Origin of the sequence: Pseudarthrobacter sp. W1I19, from assembly GCF_030817835.1 — a bacterium.
GTDB lineage: Bacteria > Actinomycetota > Actinomycetes > Actinomycetales > Micrococcaceae > Arthrobacter.
The window spans coordinates 1,532,323-1,554,287 of record NZ_JAUSZR010000001.1; the positions used below are offsets into that span (position 1 = coordinate 1,532,323).

At 65.2% G+C, this 21,965-nt stretch carries 21 protein-coding genes; 18 read left to right on the top strand and 3 right to left on the bottom strand.

Translation table 11 applies throughout. The features are described 5' to 3' along the window. Positions 1-48 precede the first annotated feature (48 nt). The 9 genes from QF038_RS07145 to QF038_RS07185 all read left to right on the top strand — a co-directional run bounded on the left by QF038_RS07145 (position 49) and on the right by QF038_RS07185 (position 10,237). A complete protein-coding gene (locus QF038_RS07145) occupies positions 49-600 on the top strand; it encodes a F0F1 ATP synthase subunit B (RefSeq protein WP_091415703.1) in 552 nt (183 codons plus the stop codon). Further along, positions 600-1,427: a F0F1 ATP synthase subunit delta gene (locus tag QF038_RS07150; RefSeq protein WP_307609518.1), complete on the top strand. Its 828-nt coding sequence runs from the start codon at positions 600-602 to the stop codon at positions 1,425-1,427. Before QF038_RS07145 ends, QF038_RS07150 begins: the two co-directional genes overlap by 1 nt. Positions 1,428-1,509: 82 nt before the next feature. Beyond that, positions 1,510-3,147, top strand: coding sequence for a F0F1 ATP synthase subunit alpha (gene atpA, locus QF038_RS07155; protein WP_142037917.1), 1,638 nt, complete (start codon positions 1,510-1,512; stop codon positions 3,145-3,147). Between the two features lie 73 nt (positions 3,148-3,220). Continuing rightward, complete coding sequence (locus QF038_RS07160; RefSeq protein WP_307609519.1) at positions 3,221-4,111, top strand: F0F1 ATP synthase subunit gamma; 891 nt, start codon at positions 3,221-3,223, stop codon at positions 4,109-4,111. Between the two features lie 81 nt (positions 4,112-4,192). Beyond that, positions 4,193-5,647 (top strand): F0F1 ATP synthase subunit beta, encoded by a 1,455-nt coding sequence (atpD, locus tag QF038_RS07165; RefSeq protein ID WP_307609520.1) that lies wholly within the window; start codon positions 4,193-4,195, stop codon positions 5,645-5,647. Between the two features lies 1 nt (position 5,648). Then, a complete protein-coding gene (locus QF038_RS07170; protein WP_013601509.1) occupies positions 5,649-5,933 on the top strand; it encodes a F0F1 ATP synthase subunit epsilon in 285 nt (94 codons plus the stop codon). A 10-nt stretch (positions 5,934-5,943) separates the two neighbouring features. Further along, a complete protein-coding gene (locus QF038_RS07175) occupies positions 5,944-6,375 on the top strand; it encodes a DUF2550 domain-containing protein (RefSeq protein ID WP_091415706.1) in 432 nt (143 codons plus the stop codon). 5 nt (positions 6,376-6,380) lie between these two features. After that, positions 6,381-7,691, top strand: a complete 1,311-nt coding sequence (locus QF038_RS07180) for an alpha/beta hydrolase family protein (protein WP_307609521.1) — start codon at positions 6,381-6,383, stop codon at positions 7,689-7,691. Beyond that, positions 7,688-10,237: a bifunctional lysylphosphatidylglycerol flippase/synthetase MprF gene (locus QF038_RS07185; RefSeq protein WP_307609522.1), complete on the top strand. Its 2,550-nt coding sequence runs from the start codon at positions 7,688-7,690 to the stop codon at positions 10,235-10,237. The genes QF038_RS07180 and QF038_RS07185 overlap by 4 nt, the downstream gene beginning before the upstream one ends. A gap of 157 nt (positions 10,238-10,394) precedes the next feature. On the opposite strand, the gene QF038_RS07190 is transcribed toward QF038_RS07185, so the two are convergent. Continuing rightward, on the bottom strand, positions 10,395-10,598 hold the full coding sequence (locus tag QF038_RS07190) for a cold-shock protein (protein WP_011692441.1): 204 nt from the start codon (positions 10,596-10,598) through the stop codon (positions 10,395-10,397). A gap of 324 nt (positions 10,599-10,922) precedes the next feature. Next, a complete protein-coding gene (gene nucS / locus QF038_RS07195) occupies positions 10,923-11,618 on the bottom strand; it encodes an endonuclease NucS (RefSeq protein ID WP_307609523.1) in 696 nt (231 codons plus the stop codon). Positions 11,619-11,755: 137 nt separating this feature from the next. Here nucS and QF038_RS07200 point away from each other — a divergent pair, with 137 nt between their 5' ends. Next, the gene (locus QF038_RS07200) at positions 11,756-12,112 is read left to right on the top strand and encodes an ATP/GTP-binding protein (protein WP_091415713.1); all 357 of its coding nucleotides are present in this window, start codon (positions 11,756-11,758) and stop codon (positions 12,110-12,112) included. Positions 12,113-12,147: 35 nt separating this feature from the next. Next, the gene (locus QF038_RS07205) at positions 12,148-12,948 is read left to right on the top strand and encodes an alpha/beta hydrolase (RefSeq protein ID WP_307609524.1); all 801 of its coding nucleotides are present in this window, start codon (positions 12,148-12,150) and stop codon (positions 12,946-12,948) included. A gap of 20 nt (positions 12,949-12,968) precedes the next feature. Here QF038_RS07205 and QF038_RS07210 read toward each other — a convergent pair whose 3' ends face one another. Beyond that, positions 12,969-14,276: an AI-2E family transporter gene (locus QF038_RS07210; RefSeq protein ID WP_373461534.1), complete on the bottom strand. Its 1,308-nt coding sequence runs from the start codon at positions 14,274-14,276 to the stop codon at positions 12,969-12,971. Between the two features lie 191 nt (positions 14,277-14,467). Here QF038_RS07210 and QF038_RS07215 point away from each other — a divergent pair, with 191 nt between their 5' ends. The 7 genes from QF038_RS07215 (at position 14,468) to nagB (ending at position 21,912) form a co-directional block, all read left to right on the top strand. After that, positions 14,468-16,171, top strand: coding sequence for a hypothetical protein (locus QF038_RS07215; protein ID WP_307609525.1), 1,704 nt, complete (start codon positions 14,468-14,470; stop codon positions 16,169-16,171). A gap of 52 nt (positions 16,172-16,223) precedes the next feature. Beyond that, positions 16,224-17,198: a tetratricopeptide repeat protein gene (locus tag QF038_RS07220; protein ID WP_307609526.1), complete on the top strand. Its 975-nt coding sequence runs from the start codon at positions 16,224-16,226 to the stop codon at positions 17,196-17,198. Beyond that, positions 17,198-18,295 (top strand): NADH:flavin oxidoreductase/NADH oxidase, encoded by a 1,098-nt coding sequence (locus QF038_RS07225; protein ID WP_307609527.1) that lies wholly within the window; start codon positions 17,198-17,200, stop codon positions 18,293-18,295. The genes QF038_RS07220 and QF038_RS07225 overlap by 1 nt, the downstream gene beginning before the upstream one ends. Positions 18,296-18,309: 14 nt before the next feature. After that, complete coding sequence (locus QF038_RS07230) at positions 18,310-18,597, top strand: DUF3253 domain-containing protein (protein WP_307609528.1); 288 nt, start codon at positions 18,310-18,312, stop codon at positions 18,595-18,597. A gap of 115 nt (positions 18,598-18,712) precedes the next feature. Next, the gene (locus tag QF038_RS07235) at positions 18,713-19,555 is read left to right on the top strand and encodes an ABC transporter ATP-binding protein (RefSeq protein ID WP_307609529.1); all 843 of its coding nucleotides are present in this window, start codon (positions 18,713-18,715) and stop codon (positions 19,553-19,555) included. Further along, on the top strand, positions 19,537-21,108 hold the full coding sequence (locus QF038_RS07240) for a transporter (RefSeq protein ID WP_307609530.1): 1,572 nt from the start codon (positions 19,537-19,539) through the stop codon (positions 21,106-21,108). The genes QF038_RS07235 and QF038_RS07240 overlap by 19 nt, the downstream gene beginning before the upstream one ends. Before the next feature lie 21 nt (positions 21,109-21,129). After that, entirely contained in the window at positions 21,130-21,912 is a 783-nt protein-coding gene (gene nagB / locus QF038_RS07245; RefSeq protein WP_307609531.1) for a glucosamine-6-phosphate deaminase, read from the top strand. Positions 21,913-21,965 lie beyond the last annotated feature (53 nt).

Sequence of the window (21,965 nt, forward strand, 5' to 3'; positions counted from 1 at the left end):
TAGAACGAAGCGAACTTACAGAACCGAGTAGAAAAGGACGGGTGAAATATGAATCAGCTGATCATCTCAGCCGCCACTGAGGGCGAGGTCAACCCCCTGGTTCCCAATGTCTGGGAAATGGGCGTTGTCCTCGTGGGCTTTGCCATCCTCATGTTCATCGTGGTCAAGTTCGTTGTCCCGATGTTCGAAAAGACCTTCGCCGAGCGTGCCGAGGCCATTGAAGGCGGCATTGCAAAGGCTGAAAAGGCCCAGGCTGAGGCGTCTGCTGCACTCGAAGAGTACAAGCAGCAGCTGACCGACGCCCGCGCCGAAGCCAACCGCATCCGTGAGGAAGCCCGCGCCGAAGGTGCCCAGATCCTCGCGGACCTGAAGGAAAAGGCAGCTGCAGAGTCTGCCCGCATCACGGCCCAGGCCCACGCCCAGATCGAATCCGAGCGCCAGGCGGCTGTTGTGTCGCTGCGTTCAGAGGTGGGCACCCTTGCCACCACCCTCGCCGGCCGCATCGTCGGCGAATCGCTGAACGACGACGATCGTGCAGCACGGGTTGTGGACCGCTTCCTGGCAGATCTGGAGACCCAGAACGCAGGTGCAGCTAAGTAATGGCAGGCGTATCGAGCGGATCGCTGGCAACAGCCCTGGCCGAGTTGGAAGCCAAGCTTCCGACGGCGTCGCTGCAGCTGGCAAAGGAACTCTTCGGGATTCTGGGAATGGTGGACAGCTCGGCTGGCTTGCGCCGCGCCCTGACTGACCCGTCCCGCAACGGAGACGAAAAGTCGGCGCTGGTCAGGCAGCTGGTTGGCGGAAAAGTCTCCGCTGATGCTGCGGAGATCGCGGGTGGACTGGCCAGCTCACGCTGGGCAAACGCCCGGGATATCGGCGATGCACTCGAGACTCTTGCCGCAACGGTGGTCATTTCCGTTGCTGAAAACAAGTCGGCCGTTTCTGCCTCCGGAATCTCTGGCCTGGAGGAGCTGGAGAACGATCTGTTCTCCTTCAACCAGGCCGTTGCCTCCAACCACGAGGTACAACGTGCTCTGTCCGAACCGCAGGCCAGTGCTGCAGCCAAGGCGACGCTGGCCGAGAGGCTGGTTCCCGGTGTGAGTGAGGAAGCAAAGGTCCTCATCACGCAGGCGGTCACCCAGCCCCGTGGCATCAAGGCCACCCGGCTGGTGGAACGGTTCGCTGAATTGGCGGCCAAACGGCAGCAGCGCTGGATTGCAACGGTCAGCGTGACCCGCCCCTTGACGCAGACGCAGCTGGCACGCCTCCAGGCGGGCCTGAATGCACTGTACGGGCGGGAACTGAAGGTCAACGTCAATGTTGACCCGGCACTTATTGGCGGCATCCGCGTCCAGATCGGTGACGAAGTGCTCGACGCTTCGGTCATCACCCGCCTGGGCGAGCTGCAACGCCAGCTGGCCGGCTAGCCGGACAAGCACACCACAACTGATAGAAACCCCGGTCATCGTGGACAACGATGATCACAAAACAGGAGAGCAGGGACTGCAGATGGCCGAATTGACCATCAACGCCGACGACGTCCGTAATGCGCTGAACGAGTTCGCGGCGTCCTACGAACCCGGAAACGCAGAACGCGTAGAGGTCGGCCGCGTAACCACCGCTGGTGACGGCATCGCCCGTGTTGAGGGCCTTCCCTCGGTCATGGCGAACGAGCTGCTGCGCTTCGAGGACGGCACCCTGGGCCTTGCCCAGAACCTGGACGTCCGCGAAATCGGCGTTATCATCCTCGGTGACTTCACCGGTATCGAAGAAGGCCAGGAAGTCCACCGGACGGGACAGGTTCTGTCCGTTCCCGTCGGCGACGCCTTCCTCGGCCGTGTTGTTGACCCGCTGGGCGTGCCCATCGACGACCTCGGCGAGATCAAGGCCGAGACCACCCGCGCACTGGAGCTCCAGGCTCCCGGCGTGACCCAGCGCAAGTCGGTGCACGAGCCGATGCAGACCGGGCTCAAGGCCATCGACGCCATGATTCCGATCGGCCGCGGCCAGCGCCAGCTGATCATTGGCGACCGCCAGACCGGCAAGTCCGCGATCGCGATCGACACCATCATCAACCAGAAGGCCAACTGGGCTTCCGGCGATGTGACCAAGCAGGTCCGCTGCATCTACGTGGCAATCGGCCAGAAGGCGTCAACCATTGCCGCCATCCGCCAGACCCTCGAGGATAACGGCGCGCTGGAGTACACCACCATCGTGGCGTCCCCCGCATCCGACCCCGCTGGCTTCAAGTACCTGGCACCGTACGCCGGTTCGGCCATCGGGCAGCACTGGATGTACGGCGGCAAGCACGTCCTCATCGTGTTTGATGACCTGTCCAAGCAGGCTGAGGCCTACCGTGCAGTGTCGCTGCTGCTCCGCCGCCCGCCGGGACGCGAAGCCTACCCGGGCGACGTCTTCTACCTGCACTCCCGCCTGCTGGAGCGTTGTGCAAAGCTCTCCGACGAGCTGGGCGCAGGTTCCATGACCGGCCTGCCGTTGATCGAAACGAAGGCCAACGACGTTTCGGCCTACATCCCCACCAACGTGATCTCCATCACCGATGGCCAGATCTTCCTGCAGTCGGACCTCTTCAACGCCAACCAGCGTCCTGCTGTTGACGTGGGTGTGTCCGTGTCCCGCGTGGGTGGTGCCGCACAGGTGAAGTCCATGAAGAAGGTCTCCGGCACGTTGAAGCTGGACCTCGCCCAGTACCGCGACATGCAGGCATTCGCCATGTTCGCCTCGGACCTGGACGCCGCTTCACGCCAGCAGCTGACCCGCGGTGCACGCCTGATGGAACTGCTGAAGCAGGGCCAGTACTCGCCGTTCCCGGTGGAGAACCAGGTTGTGTCCATTTGGGCCGGCACCAACGGCTACCTCGATGACGTTCCGGTTGAGGACATCAGCCGCTTCGAGTCGGAGTTCCTGGAGCACCTGTCCCACAAGTCCTCCATCCTCACCACGCTGGCGCAGACCAACGTGCTGGATGATGACACCGTTGCAGCTCTGAAGTCCGCCATCGTGGACTTCAAGAAGGGCTTTTTCGGCGAGGGTGACAACCACCTGGTAGGCGCCGGCCACGAGGAGCATGACGCTATCTCTGAGGGCGACGTTGACCAGGAAAAGATCGTCAAGCAGAAGCGCTAATTCCACTGACCGGGTGTGCCGGGCCGCCAAGGTCCGGCACACCCGGTTTAGGGAATGTTAGGAAAGGATAAGTATGGGAGCCCAGATTCGGGTCTACCGCCAGAAGATCAGCTCGACCACGTCGATGCGCAAGATCTTCAAGGCGATGGAACTGATCGCTACCTCGCGCATCGGCAAGGCCCGTGCGCGCGTAGCAGCTTCACTGCCTTACGCGAACGCGATCACGCGCGCCGTTTCTGCTGTCGCCAGCCAAAGCGAAATCGACCACCCGCTGACCACTGAGCCGGAGCAGATCCGCCGTGCCGCCGTCCTGGTAATCACCTCGGACCGCGGCCTGGCCGGATCCTACTCGGCAAGCGTGCTCAAGCAGGCGGAAGGTCTCAACGAGCTGCTCCACGCTGAAGGCAAGGAAGTCAAGACGTACCTCGTCGGACGCAAGGCGCAGGCCTACTTCGACTTCCGGAACCGCGAACACGAGCGGGTCTGGACCGGAGGCACCGACGCACCGGAGTTCGCCACCGCCCGTGAAATCGGCGAGGCGCTGTTGACGGAATTCGCCACCGACTATGAAGAGGGCGGCGTGGACGAGATCCACGTGGTGTACACCCGCTTCAAGTCCATGGTTACCCAGGAGCCCACGGTCATCCGCCTGCTTCCCCTGGAAGTAGTGGAAGAGCAGGCCGCTTCTGAATCGGACCTGTTGCCGCTGTACGAGTTCGAGCCGGAAACCGAGCGTGTACTTGACGCCCTGCTGCCGCGCTACATCGAGTCACGCATCTTCGCAGCCATGCTGCAGGCAGCAGCTTCCGAGCTGGCTGCACGCCAGCGGGCCATGAAGTCTGCGGGTGACAACGCCACGGACCTCATCAAGAAGTACACGCGTCTGCGCAACACGGCCCGCCAGGCTGAAATTACGCAGGAGCTTTCCGAGATTGTTGCCGGCGCCGACGCCCTCGCGTCCTAGCCTGCAGCAGCCGGTTCCGCTGGACCTGCACCACCACAGATAAACTTAAACCCACGCCATCTACTGAGTGAAGTGAGAGAGATGACTGCCACTGCTACCGAACACGTAGCCGCAACGTCCGGTGCCACCGGCCGCATTGCGCGCGTAATCGGCCCGGTTGTCGACGTCGAATTCCCGGCCGACGCAATCCCGTCCATCTACAACGCCCTCACCACCGAGATTACTCTCAACGGTGTAACCAAAACGATCACGTTCGAGACCTCCCAGCACCTGGGTGACAACCTCGTCCGCGCCATCTCCCTGCAGGCCACCGACGGACTCGTCCGCGGCACGTCCGTAGTGGACAGCGGTGCCCCCATCTCCGTGCCGGTCGGCGACGGCGTCAAGGGCCACATCTTCAACGTCCTGGGCCAGCCCCTGGACGTTACCGAGGCGGAACTGGAGATCAGCGAACGCTGGCCCATCCACCGCAAGGCACCGAGCTTCGCTTCGCTCGAAGGCTCCACCGAGATGCTTGAAACCGGCATCAAGGTCATCGACCTCCTCACCCCCTACATCAAGGGTGGAAAGATCGGCCTGTTCGGCGGCGCCGGCGTGGGCAAGACCGTTCTGATCCAGGAAATGATCACCCGTGTTGCCCGCAACTTCGGTGGTACTTCGGTATTCGCCGGTGTGGGTGAGCGTACCCGCGAAGGTAACGACCTCTGGGTGGAAATGGAAGAGGCAGGCGTCCTCAAGGACACCGCCCTTGTATTCGGCCAGATGGACGAGCCGCCGGGAACGCGTCTGCGCGTGGCCCTGTCCGCACTGACCATGGCGGAATACTTCCGCGATGTGCAGAACCAGGACGTGCTGCTCTTCATCGACAACATCTTCCGCTTCACCCAGGCAGGTTCCGAGGTTTCCACCCTCCTCGGCCGCATGCCTTCGGCTGTGGGCTACCAGCCCAACCTGGCTGACGAAATGGGCCTCCTGCAGGAACGCATTACGTCCACCAAGGGCCACTCCATCACCTCGATGCAGGCCATCTACGTTCCCGCAGATGACTACACCGACCCGGCACCGGCCACCACCTTCGCACACCTCGACGCGACCACGGAACTTTCCCGTGAAATCGCCTCCCGTGGTCTGTACCCGGCTGTTGACCCGCTGACGTCCACCTCCCGCATCCTGGATCCCCAGTACATCGGCAAGGACCACTACAACACGGCTGTCCGTGTGAAGCAGATCCTGCAGAAGAACAAGGAACTCCAGGACATCATCGCCATCCTTGGTGTTGACGAACTCTCCGAAGAGGACAAGATCGTCGTGTCGCGTGCACGCCGCATCCAGCAGTTCCTCTCGCAGAACACCTACACCGCAAAGCAGTTCACCGGCGTCGAAGGCTCCACGGTTTCCATCAAGGACACCGTCGAAGGCTTCACTGCCATCTGCGACGGCGAGCTGGACCACATCGCGGAGCAGGCGTTCTTCAACGTCGGCGGCCTCGATGACGTTGAGCGCCAGTGGGCCAAGATCCAGGAACAGACCAAGTAATATGGCTGAGCTTGAGGTTGAGATTGTCGCAGCGGACCACTTCGTGTGGTCCGGAGCGGCCAAGATGGTCAAGGCCCGCACCAGCGATGGTGAAATCGGAATCCTGCCCGGCCACTCGCCCCTGCTGGCGATCCTGGCCGAGGGTGAGCTGGCTATCCAGCCGGTATCCGGGGACCGTATTGCGGTAGATGTTGACGGCGGGTTCTTCTCCGTGGACAACAACCGCGTGGTTATTGTTGCTGACAACGCCCACCTGGGCGGCTCGGCTACCGCTGGGATCCGCTAGCACCACCTTGATGGACGCACCGAGTCTTCCGTTCATCGCCATGGCAATCACGTTTGGATTGCTGGTATTTGCACTGTGCCTTTCGGGGGTGCGCCGCTTCAACCTGCGGCGTGCCCTCGGCACGGTGGACGCCTCCATTTGCACGGCTGGAAACAGCTGGCAGGTGGGGGTTTGTCGTTATCAGGACAACGACCTTGAGTGGTTCCGCCTGTTTTCGTTGAGCGTACGGCCGAAGCACAAATTCAAGCGGCACTCACTGGAGCTGCTGGGCCGCCGCAAGCCCACCGAGGCCGAGGCAGTGAAGGTCCAGCCCGACGTCGTTATTGTTGAACTCCGCTACGAGGGGCAGGACCTCCGCCTTGCCATGAAGTTCGACGCCTACGCCGGGCTGTCCTCCTGGCTGGAGGCCGGGCCGGTCATCGGCGTGGGCACCTGGCGCTAGCCAACGTGGACTGGGTTTTTGACGTCCGTCTCACCGACGGCCCGGTGTACTGGGCTTCCCTGGTCCTGGGCCTGGCGGGTGCCGTGTATCTGCTCGCACCTCCCGTGCCGACCGGCCGGCGGCGCTGGTTCGTCCAGGTGGTTGCCGCCGTTGCGGCAGCCTTCGCGCTGGTGGCAACGGTCCACTGGGCGCTGATCAATCTTTTCTCCGTCTTCCCGGAAAACATCCCCGACGCCGTCCTGCTATGGGTGGTGCCCGCCGTGGCTTCCCTGATACTGCTCCTGTTCCGGCTGCCCCGAAGCAGCTGGCGCCGCCGCGCCACCGGCTTCGCCGCGGTCCTTCTCGTCGCGGCCCTGTCCTGCGTACAGGTCAATGCCTACTTCGGCCTGAACCGAACCGTCAGTGACCTTCTGGGCACTGCCGTGGCCCGCATCCCCACGCTTGAATCCGGCCTGATGCGGCAGGACGGAGCGGCCGACGGCGTCCCGCTCCACGGGTGGGTGCCGCAGGGTGAGCTTCCGGCCGGGGGAGTCCTGCGCAAGGCTGCCATTCCCGGCACCGCCTCGGGCATGGCCACCCGCGACGCGTACATCTACCTGCCGCCCGCGTACTTTGCCAGGAACCGGCCTGCCCTTCCCGTGCTGGTCCTGGTTGCCGGCCAGCCGGGCGGACCCCCGGACTGGCTGACCGGCGGGGCTTTGGACGGACACATGGACTCCTTCGCCGCAGCCCACGGTGGCTTGGCGCCGGTGGTGGTGATTCCCGATCCCAACGGTTCCCAGTCCGCAAACACCATGTGCATGGACAGCCAGATAGCGCAGGCCGATACGTTCCTTTCCCGCGATGTCCCCGACTGGATCAGTTCAACGCTGGCCGTAGACACCGACCACCACCAGTGGGCCATTGGCGGCTTTTCCTTCGGCGGCACCTGCGCTCTGCAGATGGGGACCCGGCACCCCGACTTGTTCCCCGCCATCCTTTCGTTCTCCGGCGAAGCGGAGCCTGCGCTTGCCAAGGAACGGCAAAAAACCATTGATGCCGCCTTCCCGGGGAAGCCGGAGGAGTTCGAACGGCAGACCCCCCTGGCACTTATGAAGGAGCGGCGCTTCGAATCCAGCGCCGTGTACATGACGGCAGGACAGGACGACCCGGAATTTGTGGCCTACCTTAAAACCCTTGCCGCTGCCGCCCGGGACGCCGGCTTCGACGTCCGCGCCTACGAGGTGGAACATACGGGCCATTCCTGGGACACGTCCTCCAAACGGATTGCCGATGCCCTGCAGTTCCTTTCCGGCAGGTGGGGGTTGGGCCAGTGACTTCCGGACAGCAGATCCGAACGGCATCCCTGGCCTGGACAACAGTGGTACGCCCCGCACGGGACCGCATCCTCACCGGACTGAAATCAATGCCGTTCTCGGTGGCGGTGCTTGCGGTGCTCCTGGTGACCGGTGCCGTCACGGGCAGCTTCCTGGCAGGGCCGCCGGAGCAGTTGCTCGACGGGGCCGGAGTCAGCGGACCGGGCCTGCGCGCCGGCAACTGGTGGTCCCTCTTTACCAGCCTGTTCTTCGCCACCAACCCGTTGGCGTACATTTCAGCGTCGCTGATGATCCTCCTGCTGTTGGGCCTGGCGGAGCGGAGGCTGGGAACACCTGCCACGGTGGCGCTGTTCCTCGGCGGCCAGTTCGGGGCCGTCACGGTCTTCCTGCTGATCACCCAATTGGCCGGCTACCTTGGTGACGGATGGCTCGACCGGATGGCAGACGACATCCTGATCGGACCCTACCCGGCAGTTCTGGCGGCAGGCCTTGCAGCCACCGGACGGCTGTCCGTCCTCTGGCAGCGCCGGCTGCGGACCGGCGTGCTTTCAATCTCGCTCCTGCTGGTGCTGTACATCGGGCACGCCGAAACGGTCATCGGCCTGATTGGCGCCGTCCTGGGACTCCTGGTGGGCTGGTGGATCCAGGGTGATCACGGCCAGCTGCACCGGCACCGTTCCACCGGCCGTGAGGCCCGGAACCTGCTTGCCCTCACGGTTGCCGTCTTTGCGGTGGGCCCGATCCTTACGGGCATCGCGCGTGCACCCACAGGTCCGCTGGCACTCCTGCGGGAGGTGGTGCTGAATCCGATGCCCACCCTTGGCCAGTTGGCGTTCAACTGCGGCACCACGGTGGAGGCATCCTGCCTGGAAGCCGGAAGGGCCGGTTTTGCCGGGCCCTTTGGCCTCGCCCTGGCAGTGGTCCCCGTGGTGCTGCTGCTGATCTGCGCCGACGGGATACGCCGGGGCCGCCGCCTCGCCTTGAACATCGCCATTGCCATCCAGCTCGCCGTGACCGCCCTCGCGGCCGTCTACCTCGCCCTTTTCGCCCTGGTTCCGTCCCGGCCGCATGGCACCTCCGCGCCGCCGATGGGTTCGGCCTTTGCCCACGTGCTTCCACTGGTCTGCGTACCCCTGCTGCTCGCGGTGCTCCTCTGGCTGAACCGCAGGCAGTTCCGTGTCCAGACAGTTCCGGCCGCACGCCGGATGCTGGCCTTCGTGGTGGGAGGTTCGTGGCTTGTCCTGGCCGCCGGCTACGCCATCGCCTGGTTGTGGGCCGGGGGACTGATGCGCGACGGCGGCCTGCTGGGGCTCTTTGCCGAGCTGGCCCGGCAGTACGTGCCGGTACCTATTCCGCAGCAGTACCACCGCGTTTTTGCCGACCGGAACACTGTGGAAGCGGTTCTCTTTGCCTACTCGGGCCCCGTGTTCTGGGTTATTGCCCTGGTTACTGTCTGGTGGGCCCTGCTGAGCGGACACCACGGCAACGATTCCGGTCGGCAGGACAGGATCAAGGTACGTCAGCTGCTCCACCAGGGCGGCGGACCGCTGTCCTGGATGGCGCTGTGGGAACCGAACACGTACTGGTTCAGCCCCGACGGCCGTGGTGGGTTCGCATTCCAGCGGCACGGCAGCGTGGCACTGACGCTCGGCGGTGCTCTTGGGTCCGCAGACGCACAAGTCCGCGTGACGGAGGAGTTTCTTGGATACTGCGGGCGCGAGGCCATGATCCCGGCGCTCTACTCCTGCGACGATGGGGTTTGGCCCATGTTGCAGGAGCGCGGGTATTCCCGGGTCGCCGTGGCGCAGGAGACGCGCCTGGCCATCCGCGAACTGGAGTTCAAGGGCAAGGAATGGCAGAACGTCCGTACCGCCTTGAACCGGGCGGCGAAGCTGGGGGTCGAAGCCGTTTGGGGAACGTATGCCTCCCTGCCGGCGGCACTGCGTTCAAAGCTCAGCGAAGTCTCGGAAGAATGGGCGGCCGGGAAAACAGTTCCCGAAATGGGCTTCACCCTGGGCGGGATCGACGAGCTCGACGACCCGGAGGTGCTGTGCTGCCTCGCCGTGGATGGCAACGGTACCGTTCACGGCGTGACCAGCTGGCTGCCGGTGTACGACGGCGGGCGGCTGGTCAGCAGGACACTGGACGTTATGCGCCGGGGCGCCGACGGTTTTCCGGGCGTGATGGAATTCCTGATCGCTTCCGCGGTACTTGAGCTGCGCGATTCCGTTGAGGTCATCTCCCTCTCGGGTTCTCCGCTGGCGAGCCTTCCCGGCTCCGCGGCCGGTGCCAACCCGGACGGGCAGGACCGGGCGGACAACCTGGTCCGGATCCTGGACCTGGTGGGGCACGCCCTGGAACCGATCTACGGATTTCGTTCACTGGCCGCATTCAAGTCGCGCTTCAAACCCGAGTACCGCGCCCTTTATCTGTATTACCAGGATCCGTTGCACCTGCCGGCCATTGGCCGGGCATTGACGCGGGCCTACCTGCCCGGGCTTTCCCTTCCGCAGGGCGCCCGGCTGGTCCGCAAATTGGTGAACTGAACCCGGCTGCATTTACGGCGACAATCCGCATTGCATGGATATACCGGTCAACTTGTGCAACTGGACGGGGGCTGAATTAAACAACAATGGTCCCCGGCATAATTGCCGGGGACCATTGTTTCGCTGCCGGCCGCATTAAGCGGCCGGCAGGCGGGGACTAAACCAGCGTGACGCCGGTAGCCTGGGGACCCTTGGCGCCCTGGCCGATCTCGAACTGAACACGCTGGTTCTCGTCGAGGGTCTTGAAGCCGCCGGTCTGGATTTCGGAGTAGTGAACGAAGACATCACCATCGGAGTCATCCGGGGTAATGAAGCCGAAGCCCTTTTCAGCGTTGAACCACTTGACGGTTCCCTGTGCCATTTATTTCTCCTCATTGTGGAACTTTTTAAGATCGGCACACCTCGTGCCGGCCTTGGTCACTCCGCGAGAAGAATCCTGGATTGCCCGTCCGGAAAGGGACCGGCGCTGCAGGAGCTTCGCGCTCGCAACATGTCTTGCGAGCATGAAAAACACCTACACAAAGACTGAGATAAGAATTTCATGCCGGTAGGCAGAGGTCAACGGTTTGGGGGACTAAACGCATAAATTTTAGGTAAAAGGGCGGTTAAATGTCCTTGCTGGAGCGAATTCAACGCCGCGGGAAGGGCAGTCTGCTGATTATCTGCGTCCTGGTTAAAAGCAGCGTCAGAAAAGCCGGGACTCAACGTCGTCCACGCCGCGCATTGCATCGTAGTCGAGGGTTACGCAGTCAATGCCCCGGTCGTTCGCCAGGACTTTCGCCTGGGGCTTGATCTGCTGGGCAGCGAAGATCCCGCGGACCGGTGCCAGCAACGGATCCCGGTTCAGCAGTTCAAGGTACCGGGTGAGCTGCTCAACGCCGTCGATATCGCCGCGCCGCTTGAGTTCCACGGCCACTGTTGCCCCGTCCGCGTCCCGGGCCAGGATGTCCACGGGCCCGATTGCCGTGAAGTATTCCCGGCGGATCAGCGAATACCCTTCGCCCAGCGTTTCAATCTGCTCGGCCAGGAGCCGCTGCAGGTCCGCCTCCACGCCGTCCTTGATGAGGCCGGGGTCCACGCCCAGGTCATGCGAGGAGTCGCTCAGCTTTTCATGGATATTGATGATGAGGCGGTCATCGGTCTTGGCAGACTGCACGGTCCACTGCTCAACGACGCCCAGTTCCAGGTCCACGTCTTCCGGGGACGAAACCCGCAGGGTGGCCGGCGGGCTCATCCAGTTCAGCGGCTTGTAGGAGCCGCCATCGGAATGGACCAGGACTGAGCCGTCGGCCTTGACCAGCAGGAGCCTGGTGGCAAGGGGAAGATGGGCTTTAAGCCGGCCAACGTAATCAACAGAGCATCGGGCTATCACAAGTCGCACGCCGTACAGACTACCGTCTGGTGCGGCAGGTGCCCGCCCCGGATGGGTTTGGGACGGGCTTTGCCACGGCCCGCACGGGCTGTCCGGGAGAAGGCCAGGAGAGGCCGGCACTGTCCCGGCTGGGGCAGAATGGAGGCATGCCGCGTTCCAACCGACCCCGCCGTCCAGTATCCGGAAAAGCCGGAGCCGGGTCCGGCCGGGCGGGGGGAAAGAAAGGGAGCGCTGACGTTCCCGAGCTGGACCTGGAACGCGCGCGTGCAGGCATCGCCCGCCGGGAGAGTGCTCCCGACGGCGAGTGGATGGTCCGCACCATGACCGCCAAAAACGCGGAAAAGACCTACATCTGCCCTGAATGCTCCACCGCCGTGCTCCCCGGAGTCGCCCACCTGGTGGTGTGGAAGGATGACCATCTTTTTGGCGCGGCAGCCGGCCTGGCGGAACGGCGGCACTGGCACACCAACTGCTGGAAGACCCGCAGCTACCGGTACCGGTAACGGCACGGCGCGCGGCTGTCGCTAAGCTGGCAGGCATGACTTTTGATCCGGCGTCGTACGAATTCAGCCAGTCCACCGGCCCCACGCCCATCCGTGCTTCCACTGTCCTGCCGGCCAGGCGTGAAAACGTGGAGCTGAAGACGCAAGACGGCCACACCCTGGTGGGAGAACTGGCGCTTCCGGAGTCCGGACCGGTGAACGCAACCCTTATTACCCTGCATCCGCTGCCCACCCACGGCGGTTTTATGGATTCGCATGTTTACCGCAAGGCTTCCTACCGGCTGCCGGCGCTGGCCGGAATCGCGGTGCTCCGGTTCAACACCCGCGGCACGGAGTCCCCTCGCGGCACCAGCACGGGATCTTTTGAAGAGGGCATCGGGGAGCAGCATGATGTGGAGGCGGCCGTCCGCTTCGCCGTGGAACGCGGCCTGCCCAACCGCTGGCTGGTGGGCTGGTCCTTCGGCACCGAGCTTGCCCTGATGTACGGTGCGGTTGAACCGGTGGCGCAGCAGATCGAGGGTGCCATCCTGCTCTCGCCCCCGTTGCACCGGGCCAAGGACTCCCACCTCAGGCAGTGGGCACAGTCCGGGAAGCCGCTCACGGTGCTGGTGCCCGAGCATGACGACTACCTGCAGCCGGAGGCCGCGAAGGAGCGCTTCAGCCTGGTGCCGCAGGCCCGCCTGGTGGGCGTCAAGGGTGCCAAGCACTTATGGGTGGGGGAGAAGTACGCCGGGCGGGTCCTGAATGAGATTGTCCATGAGGTCACGGGCGCAGGCCCGGCGGGAGCTAGCCTTCCGCAGGAATGGAACGGGCCGGTGGCCAACGCGCCGGCCTAGCGGTTTGGAAGTTCCGGTGCCTAGTGCTTGTCCTGCCGCACGATATAGATTTCCTTGATCAGCAGCAGGATTGCCGCCGCAGTGGGAATGGCGATCAGGGCTCCCAGGACACCCAACAGGCTGCCGCCTGCGATGACTGAGATGACAGCCACCGCGCCGGGTACGGCCACGGCCTTCTGCATGATGCGCGGCGAGATGAAGTACGCCTCGAACTGCAGGTAGGCGAAGTAGCAAATGGCATAGAGCGTGGCGGTCTGCCAACCCACAGTGAGGGCGATGAGGACCACCACCACGCCGGCGATCATGGCCCCGACCAGGGGGATAAAGGCGAGCAGTGCCACCACAAAGGCCAGGAGCAGGGCGAACGGAACCCCCACAATCGTCATGACAATAAAGGCGAACGTGGCATTCAGGAGTGCCACGCAGGCCTGGCCGATGACGTAGTTGCCCACCGATTTGGTGATTTCCTCGGACAATGCCTCCACCCGGTGGCGCCGTGAGCGCGGCGCAAGCCGGTAGCCCCACCTCTTCATTGCCGGCAGCGCCGCCAGGAAGTACAGGCTCAGCACCAGGACGATCAGGGCCCCGAACAGTCCGTTGGCCACCGTGGAGCCGAATCCCACAACTCCGCCCGCGATGCCGCCCACGGCTTCGGGGTCGTTGACGAACTTATTGACTTCCTCGGCGATCCGGTCACGGACGCCGAACTGGTCATCGAGGGTACGGAACAGGTCCGAGTTCATGAAGTCCCTGACCCATACCGGTGCCTGCTCCACGATCTCGGTGACCTGGCCGACGATGGTGGGGATGAGGGTGGCGAAAAAGCCGACGACGGCGGCCACCAGCACGCTGACGGATACCAGGATGCCGGCCGGGCGGGGAATCCTTCGGCGTTCCAGCCACCCGACCACCGGTTCAAGGCCCAGGGCGATGAAGAGCGCCGCGACGATCCACAACAGCAACTGGGTGGTGTGGGAGCCGATCCAGTAGACCAGCAGTGCCACCCCCACGCCCACGGTGCCCATAAAGCCCATATAGAGCGGGTGCTGGGGGGACATGCGGGGGCCGGGGTCACCGAACTGCGGCCGGCTCACGCCGTCGGGATCTTCGCTGGGCTCCTCGTGCTGTGAGTACTCCGGCGGCATTTCGAACCGGAGCCTCGGCTGGGCTCCAGGCAGCGGCTGGCGAAGGCGGCGGACCACCAGTCCGAGGGCAGCGGCCGCCCCCCTCCGGTGCGTCGGGGCAGGGTCCTGGGGCGCCTTCGCCGAAGGCTCTGCACCCTCCGGATTCTCGTATGCCGCGGAGGACTCGTCCGTCTTGTCAGTCACTGGGATGTGGGGCCTGTTCGGTGCGTGGCGCCGCTGCTGCGGGCCGGTGTGATGATCATCGCAAACACTATCAGCAGCCTTGTCAACACCCGCGGAAGGGCGTTGTCCGTGGGCCGCGGCAGGCGCGGTTGCGCCTGCCGGTCGGGGGCCGTGATAACAAAACCGTTACTATTGAAGCTAAACCCCCGCTGATGATAGGTGTTCCCTTGCGTTTAAAGACTGCAGTCGCACTCGTGCTGCTCGGCCTCCTGACACTGCTGGCCGGCATCGGCCAGAGAACCATCTGGGCCCCTTCCGAGACGTTCACGGCCTCTGCCCCCGCAGATGGGCAGGCGGCGCCGCTGACCGTCATCGACCAGAAGCTGCGTACCCTGCACGGCGGAACCGTCAAGATCAACGTCGAGGGTGACGGTAACTTCCTGCTCGCGGCCGGCCGTCCCGACGACGTGGACGCCTGGGTGGGTCAAACCGCGCACGACACCGTCACGGGGGTTTCGGAGGACGGAAAGTCCCTCCAGGTTGATCACGCGGACGGCGAGGCCACGGCGCCAAGCCCGGCCGGCTCCGATCTGTGGGTCTCCACCGAAAACGCAAGCGGCGAGCTGGAATACTCCTGGACACCGCCCGCCGACGGTGACTGGACGCTCCTGCTGGCGTCCGACGGGACCCGGCCCGCGCCGGCCTCCATCTCCATGACGTTCCCGAACGATACCTCAACGCCCTGGGCCATCCCGCTGATGGTATTGGGCTCGCTCCTGATCCTGGCCGGCATCGTGCTGGCCCTGCTCTCGGCCCGCAAGCGCAACGGTGAAGGCGACGGCAAGGGCAGCGGGTTTGCCCAGCGTGCCCGTGCCCAGTCCGAGGCCCGCACGTCCTCCCGACTGGGCATGGTGGCCGCCGGAGTGGTCACCGTGGCCGTGGTTGCCGGAGCAGGCACCGCCGCACAGGCAGCGTCGCCCGCACCCTCATCAGATCCGGCATCAACAGCACCGGCCGCCGGGCAGGAGCAGGCCGGCTCGCCGGTGCTGCTGGATGCACAATTCCGCCGCATCCTGGAGCAGGTCTCCAGCGCAGCGGACACCGGTGACGCAGCCAAGGACGCAGCGAAGCTGGCCGAGCGCGTCGGCGGAACCGAGCTTGAAGTCCGGACGCAGAACTACAAGATCCGCTCCCAGGTGGGATCGTACGAGCCACGCATGCCGGTCCGCTCCACCAAGCTCCTCACCACGGTGGTCACCAAGGACCGCGAGTGGCCCCGGTCCGTGCTGGCCGTGACCCAGGGTGACGGCAACGTGGTGCCGCAGCTGCTGACCCTCGTGCAGGCGTCACCGCGCGAAAACTACAAGCTGGTGGAAACCAATCCGCTGCAGCCCGGCACTACCTTCCCCACCATCAACCGCGGGACGGAAACACTGGCTGCCGGTGACAAGAGCGGGCTGCTCTACAGCGGTGAAGAAGCCATGTCCGGCCTGGCCGACCGCCTGACCAGCGCCGATTCCGCCTTCAAGGACAAACTGGTGGAAGGCGAGTCCTCGCCGTACATCGCCGACACACTGTCCTACCAGTCCGAGGTGGTCAAGGCCGGCGAGAACGGAAACTTCTCGTTCACGCACAAGGTGGTTCCGGAAAGCACCGTTGTGTTCCGCACCGCGGACGGCGGCGCGCTGGTCCTGGGCCGGATCAACTTCGGCTTCGAGGGAACGCCCAAGGCTGCCGGCGACAAGCTGACCATCGGCGACGACGCCGCGGCCCTGGCCGGCGGCAAGGAAACCACCACCGGTATGGTCCTCAGCTTTGCCGAATCAATGGCTGTGTACGTTCCGCCGGCAGGCTCCACCGATCCCATGAAGCTTGTGGCAGCAACCCGCGGGCTGGTAGGGGCCAGCTTCAAGTAGTCCCGATTGTGCAGTACCCCCGGCAGCGGCCGGAGTGGCTAGAGTGGAAAGCATGAGTTCGCCAGCTTCCCGCCCAGTCCCTCCTGCCGCTGCCAACCTGCTTAACCTGCGCGGCGCCGTCGATCTTTCCTCCCTGAAGCAGCGCCCGGCGCCGTCCGCACCGCCCCCCGCAAGCGGCGGTGACCAGCCCGGCCAGGCCCCCGGTGCCCCGGAACTGAAGGTCAACGTCACTGAGGCCAATTTCCAGCAGCTCGTGGAGCTCTCAGCGCAGGTCCCTGTGGTTTTTGCACTGTGGGCCTCCTACTCGCCCGAATCCGCCGGGATGCTGGACGTCCTGGAACAGGTGGTGGACAGCTACGGCGGCCGGCTGGTCCTTGGCGCGGCCGACATCGAGGCCTTCCCGCAGCTGGCCCAGGCGTTCCAGGTTCAGGCGGTGCCCACCGCCGTTGCCGTGCTGAAGGGGCAGCCGGTCCCGCTCTTCCAGGGCGGTGCCGACGAACAGCAGGTCCGCAACCTCTTTGACGAACTGCTGAAAGTCGCCGCAGCCAACGGCGTGACGGGCAGCCTGGGCGCGGGAGCGGGAGCAGAGGCGGAGCCCGCACCGCTCCCGCCGCTGCACCAGGCCGCGTTTGATGCGATTGAAGCGGGTGACTACGCGGCTGCGGCCGACGCCTACCGCCAGGCGCTGAAGGACATGCCGGCCGACCATGAGGCCAAGGCCGGCCTGGCCCAGGTGGAGCTGATGCTGCGGCTCCAGCCGCTGACGGCCCAGGACAGCGAAGCCCTCCGCACCCAGGCAGCGGATGAACCGGACAACCTGGATGCCCAGTTTGCCGTAGCAGACCTGGACATTGCCGGCGGACATATCGAAGATGCACTGAACCGCCTGGTCACCTTCATTGGCCGGAACTTCGGCCCCGAACGCGAGACCGCCCGCGTCCGCCTGCTGGAGCTGTTCGAGGTGGTGGGAACGTCGGATGAGCGCGTTGCCAAGGCGCGCCAGGCCCTGGCCCGGGTGCTGTTCTAGTGTCCGCACTGTTTGAGCCGCTCAAACTCCGTTCGCTGGAGCTCCAGCACCGCGGCTGGGTTTCGCCCATGTGCCAGTACAGCTGCGATCCCGACGACGCGCCGGGAGTTCCGCACGACTGGCACCTGATGCACCTGGGCTCCTTCGCGGCCGGCGGCGCGGCGCTGATCCTCACCGAGGCGGCCGCCGTCAACGCCGAAGGCAGGATCAGCCCCCGGGACGCCGGCCTGTACAACGACGCCCAGGCGGAGGCCTGGCAGCGGATCACCTCCTTCGTGCACCGCTATGGCGCCGCGGACGCCAAGATCGGTGCCCAGCTGGCTCATGCCGGCCGGAAGGCTTCCACCTATTGGCCCTTCTCGGGCCAGCACGGCAGTGTTCCTGAGTCCGACGGCGGCTGGACCACCGTGGGACCCTCGCCGTCGGCCTTTGACGGGTATGCCGAGCCCGCCGAAATGACGGAGGAGCAGATCCAGCAGGTCATCAGCGACTTCGCCGCGGCGGCAGTCCGTGCCGTTGATGCCGGATTCGACACTGTGGAGATCCACGGGGCACACGGCTACCTGCTGCACCAGTTCCAGAGCCCGCTGATCAATGCACGGACTGACGCCTGGGGCGGAGACGAAGCGGGCCGGAACAGGCTCATGCTTGCGGTGGTGGATGCGGTGCGGGATGTCATTCCTGATTCGATGCCGCTGCTGCTGAGGATTTCGGCCAGCGACTGGGCTGAGGGCGGGGTGGATCTCCCCGCGTCCGTGCGCCTGGCCCGCCAGGCCGCCGAACGCGGCGTGGACCTTGTGGACGTTTCCAGCGGCGGAGCGGTGGCCCACCAGCAGATCAAAGCCGGTCCCGGCTACCAGACCGGGTTCTCCGCCGCGATCCGCAGCGAGGCGGGAGTGCCCACCGGTACCGTGGGCCTGCTGACCTCCGCAGGCCAGGCCGAGCACGCCATCGCCACCGGTCAGGCCGACGGCGTTTTTATCGCCCGCGCCGCCCTGCGGGATCCGCACTGGTGGCTGCGTGCAGCCTTCGAACTGGGCCACAACATTCCGTGGGTGCCGCAGTACGAGCGCGCCGTGCCCCGCAGAACCTTCTGACCGGCGGGTGTGACATGGCGGACGGGAAACGCGAAGACGCGCAGGCCCCTGATGGCAGCTTGGGCCAGCAACTCGAGGCCACCATCCTCGCGCTCCTGGCCGCCAGGGCCGCCACGTCCACCATCTGCCCTTCGGATGCAGCCCGCGCTGTTGGCGATGACACCTGGCGGGACCTGATGGAGCCTGTCCGCGAAGCTGCGCGGCGGCTGGTGGACGCCGGCGAGGTGGAGATCACCCAAGGCGGGTCAGTGGTGGATCCGGCCACCGCCAAAGGTCCCATCCGCATCCGCAGGAAGCCGTAGGACCGGCGCGCAGGACCAAGGCGGCAGGATTGGCCGGCTTTTGGCTCCCGCGCCTGACTTTTTCTACTCCTGCAGGAGGACCCCGCGGCCGCAGGGTGAGGACTAGTCTGGCTTCATGACAGCCCAGCACCCTGATCCGGTACAGCCTTCTGGTCCGGTACAGCACCCTGAACCGGTACCGCAGCCTCCGACACAGCCAGCGCCCGTAGCGGCACTGTCCATCCGCGGGCTGGCCAAGCGCTTCGGGCAGAAGATCGCGGTGGACGGCATCAGCCTGGACGTGCCAGCCGGTTCCTTCTTCGGGATCGTAGGCCCGAACGGCGCCGGCAAGACCACCACGCTGTCGATGGCCACCGGGCTCCTCCGCCCTGACTTCGGCACAGCCGTGGTCCACGGGGTTGACGTTTGGGCCCGGCCGCTGGAGGCCAAGCGGCTGATGGGCATCCTGCCCGACGGCGTGCGGCTGTTCGACCGGCTCACCGGTGAGCAACTGGTCACCTACGCCGGGCTGCTGCGGGGCATGGACAAGGACGTGGTGGCCAGCCGCGTGGGGGAACTGCTGGCGGCCCTGGACCTGGCCCAGGACGCGGGCACGCTGGTAGTGGACTACTCCGCCGGCATGACCAAAAAGATCGCCCTGGCCTCGGCCCTGATCCATGCGCCCCGGCTGCTGGTGCTGGATGAACCTTTTGAGGCGGTTGATCCTGTCTCTGCCGCCAATATCCGCTCCATCCTGGACAGCTACGTAGCCTCGGGCGGGACGGTGATCGTCTCCAGCCACGTGATGGACCTGGTGCAGCGCATGTGCGACCACGTGGCTGTGGTGGCCGCAGGGCGGCTGCTCGCGGCGGGAACCGTTGACGAGGTCCGGGCCGGGGCGTCCCTGGAGGACCGGTTCGTCCAACTGGTGGGCGGCCGCAGCCACACGGAAGGGCTGGAATGGTTGCGCACCTTCTAAGGCTCAAACTGACGCTGCTGCGCAACGGCCTGCGCCGCAGCCCCTGGCAGCTGGTGGGAATGGCCTTCGCCGGACTGTATGCCCTGGGCGTGGTGGCCACCCTGGTGGTGGTGCTGGTGCTGCTCCGCCGCGCCGAACCCGAACTCGTGCAAACCGCCATGGTGCTCGGCGGTGCGGCGGCCATCCTGGGCTGGGGCATCATTCCGGTGGTCGCATCTGCCACGGACATGACCCTCGACCCTGCCCGCTTCACCACCTTTGCCATCCCCATGAACCAGATGCTTGCAGGGCTGGCGCTGGGCGGGCTGATCGGTATTCCCGGGCTGGCCACAACACTGGTGGCACTGGCCACGGTAGTCACCTGGTCCCGCGGCGTGCTGCCAGCGCTCGCAGCCCTCGTAGGGGCAGTGCTGGGAGTACTGACCTGCATTGTGCTGTCCAAGGTGGTCACCACGGCAACTGCGAGCCTCGCCGCATCCCGGCGCTTCAAGGACGTCAGCGCCATCGCCTTTATGGTGCCCCTGGTCCTCCTTGGCCCGATCGTAGCGGGAGTCAGCCGCGGAATTTCGGCCTCGACAGGCTTCCTGCCGGAGTTTGCGCAGGCAATGTCCTGGACTCCGCTCGGTGCCCCCTGGTCCATTGCCGGGGACATCGCTGCAGGGCGCCCGGGACAAGCCATCCTGAAGTTGCTCATTTCCGTTGCGGTCCTGGCCGGACTCGCCTGGTGCTGGAAGCTGCTGCTGGAGCGGGCCCTCGTCAATCCCCCGTATTCGGGCAGCGGCAAGCGCAAGGGCGGAAAGCTGGGCCTGTTCGGGCTCCTGCCCGCTGTTCCTGCCGGCGCCGTGATGGCCCGGTCCCTCACGTACTGGATCCGCGATCCGCGCTACTCCGGCTCACTCATTGTGGTACCGCTGCTCCCCGTGCTTCTGGTGTTCCAGGGCAGCCAGACCGGAGACTTCAGCACGCTTGCCTTCCTGGCGCCCCTGACGGCGTTTATCCTGGCCTGGTCCATCTCCGCCGATGTCTCCTATGACAACACGGCCTTCGCGCTGCACCTGGCCAGCGGCGTCCGGGGTGTGGACGACAGGCTGGGCCGGGCGCTCGCCTGCCTGGCCTTCGCCTTGCCGGTTGTCCTGGCGTTTGCCATTGGCCACGCTGCTTTCACCGGGCAGTGGGCTTCCCTTCCGGGCCAGCTGGGGTTGAGCCTGGGAATCCTCTTTACGGGGCTGGGACTGTCCTCCGTGGTGTCTGCCCGGTACACGGTGGCCGTTCCGCTGCCGGGGGACAGCCCCTTCAAGAAGCCGCCCGGGAACGTGGGCCAAACCCTCGCAGTGCAGTTCGCCGGCATGGGGATTCTGTTTGTCCTGGTCCTGCCCGAGGCGGCGTTGCTCATCGCCCAGCTGGTTACGGGCAACAGCCTGTTCGGCTGGCTCAACCTGGCTGCGGGGCTCCTGCTGGGGCTTGCGCTTCTTGTCACCGGCGTGCGGCTGGGCGGGAAATGGCTGGACGCCCGCGGCCCGGAGCTGCTGGCCCAGGTCACCGTCAACCGCTGAACAGACCCTGGAAGGAACAAGATGGAAGTTGTCATCCTCAACGGCAGCAAGCAGATCGGCAAGCTTGCAGCTGACGCCATCGAGGAGCTGCTCCGGCACAAGCCGGACGCTGTCCTCGGCCTGGCCACCGGGTCCTCGCCGTTGCCCATCTACGATGAGCTGGCGGCCCGCCACGACCGGGACGGCCTGGACTTCAGCCGGGCGCACGGGTTTTCCCTGGACGAATACGTTGGCCTTCCCGCAGGCCACCCGGAATCCTACCGCGAGGTGATCCGGCGCGAGTTCACTGACCGGGTGAACATCTCCCCGGAGAACGTCCACGGTCCTGACGGCACGGCCACAGACATTCCCGCCGCCTGCCGGGCGTACGAGGAGTCCATCGCTGCAGCGGGCGGCATCGACCTGCAGCTCCTGGGCGTGGGCACCGACGGCCACATCGGGTTCAATGAACCCGGATCCTCCTTCGCCTCCCGCAGCCGGATAAAGAGCCTCATCGAACAGACACGCCGGGACAACGCCCGGTTCTTCAACAGCCTGGCCGAAGTCCCGCACCACGTCCTCACCCAGGGGCTGGGCACCATCATGGAAGCAAGGCATGTGATCCTGGTGGCAACGGGAGCACAAAAGGCGCAGGCAGTGCGGGAATTTGTTGAAGGACCGGTGGCCGCCATCTGCCCGGCATCGGTACTGCAGTTCCATCCCCACGCCACCGTCCTGCTGGACGAGGCAGCCGCCTCGGCCCTGAAACTGGCGGATTTTTACCGCCACACCTATGACAACAAACCCGACTGGCAGGGCCTCTGACCGCAGGCCGGCGGGCAGGGTGACCGGGATAAAAGTACGACGGCGGCAGGTCC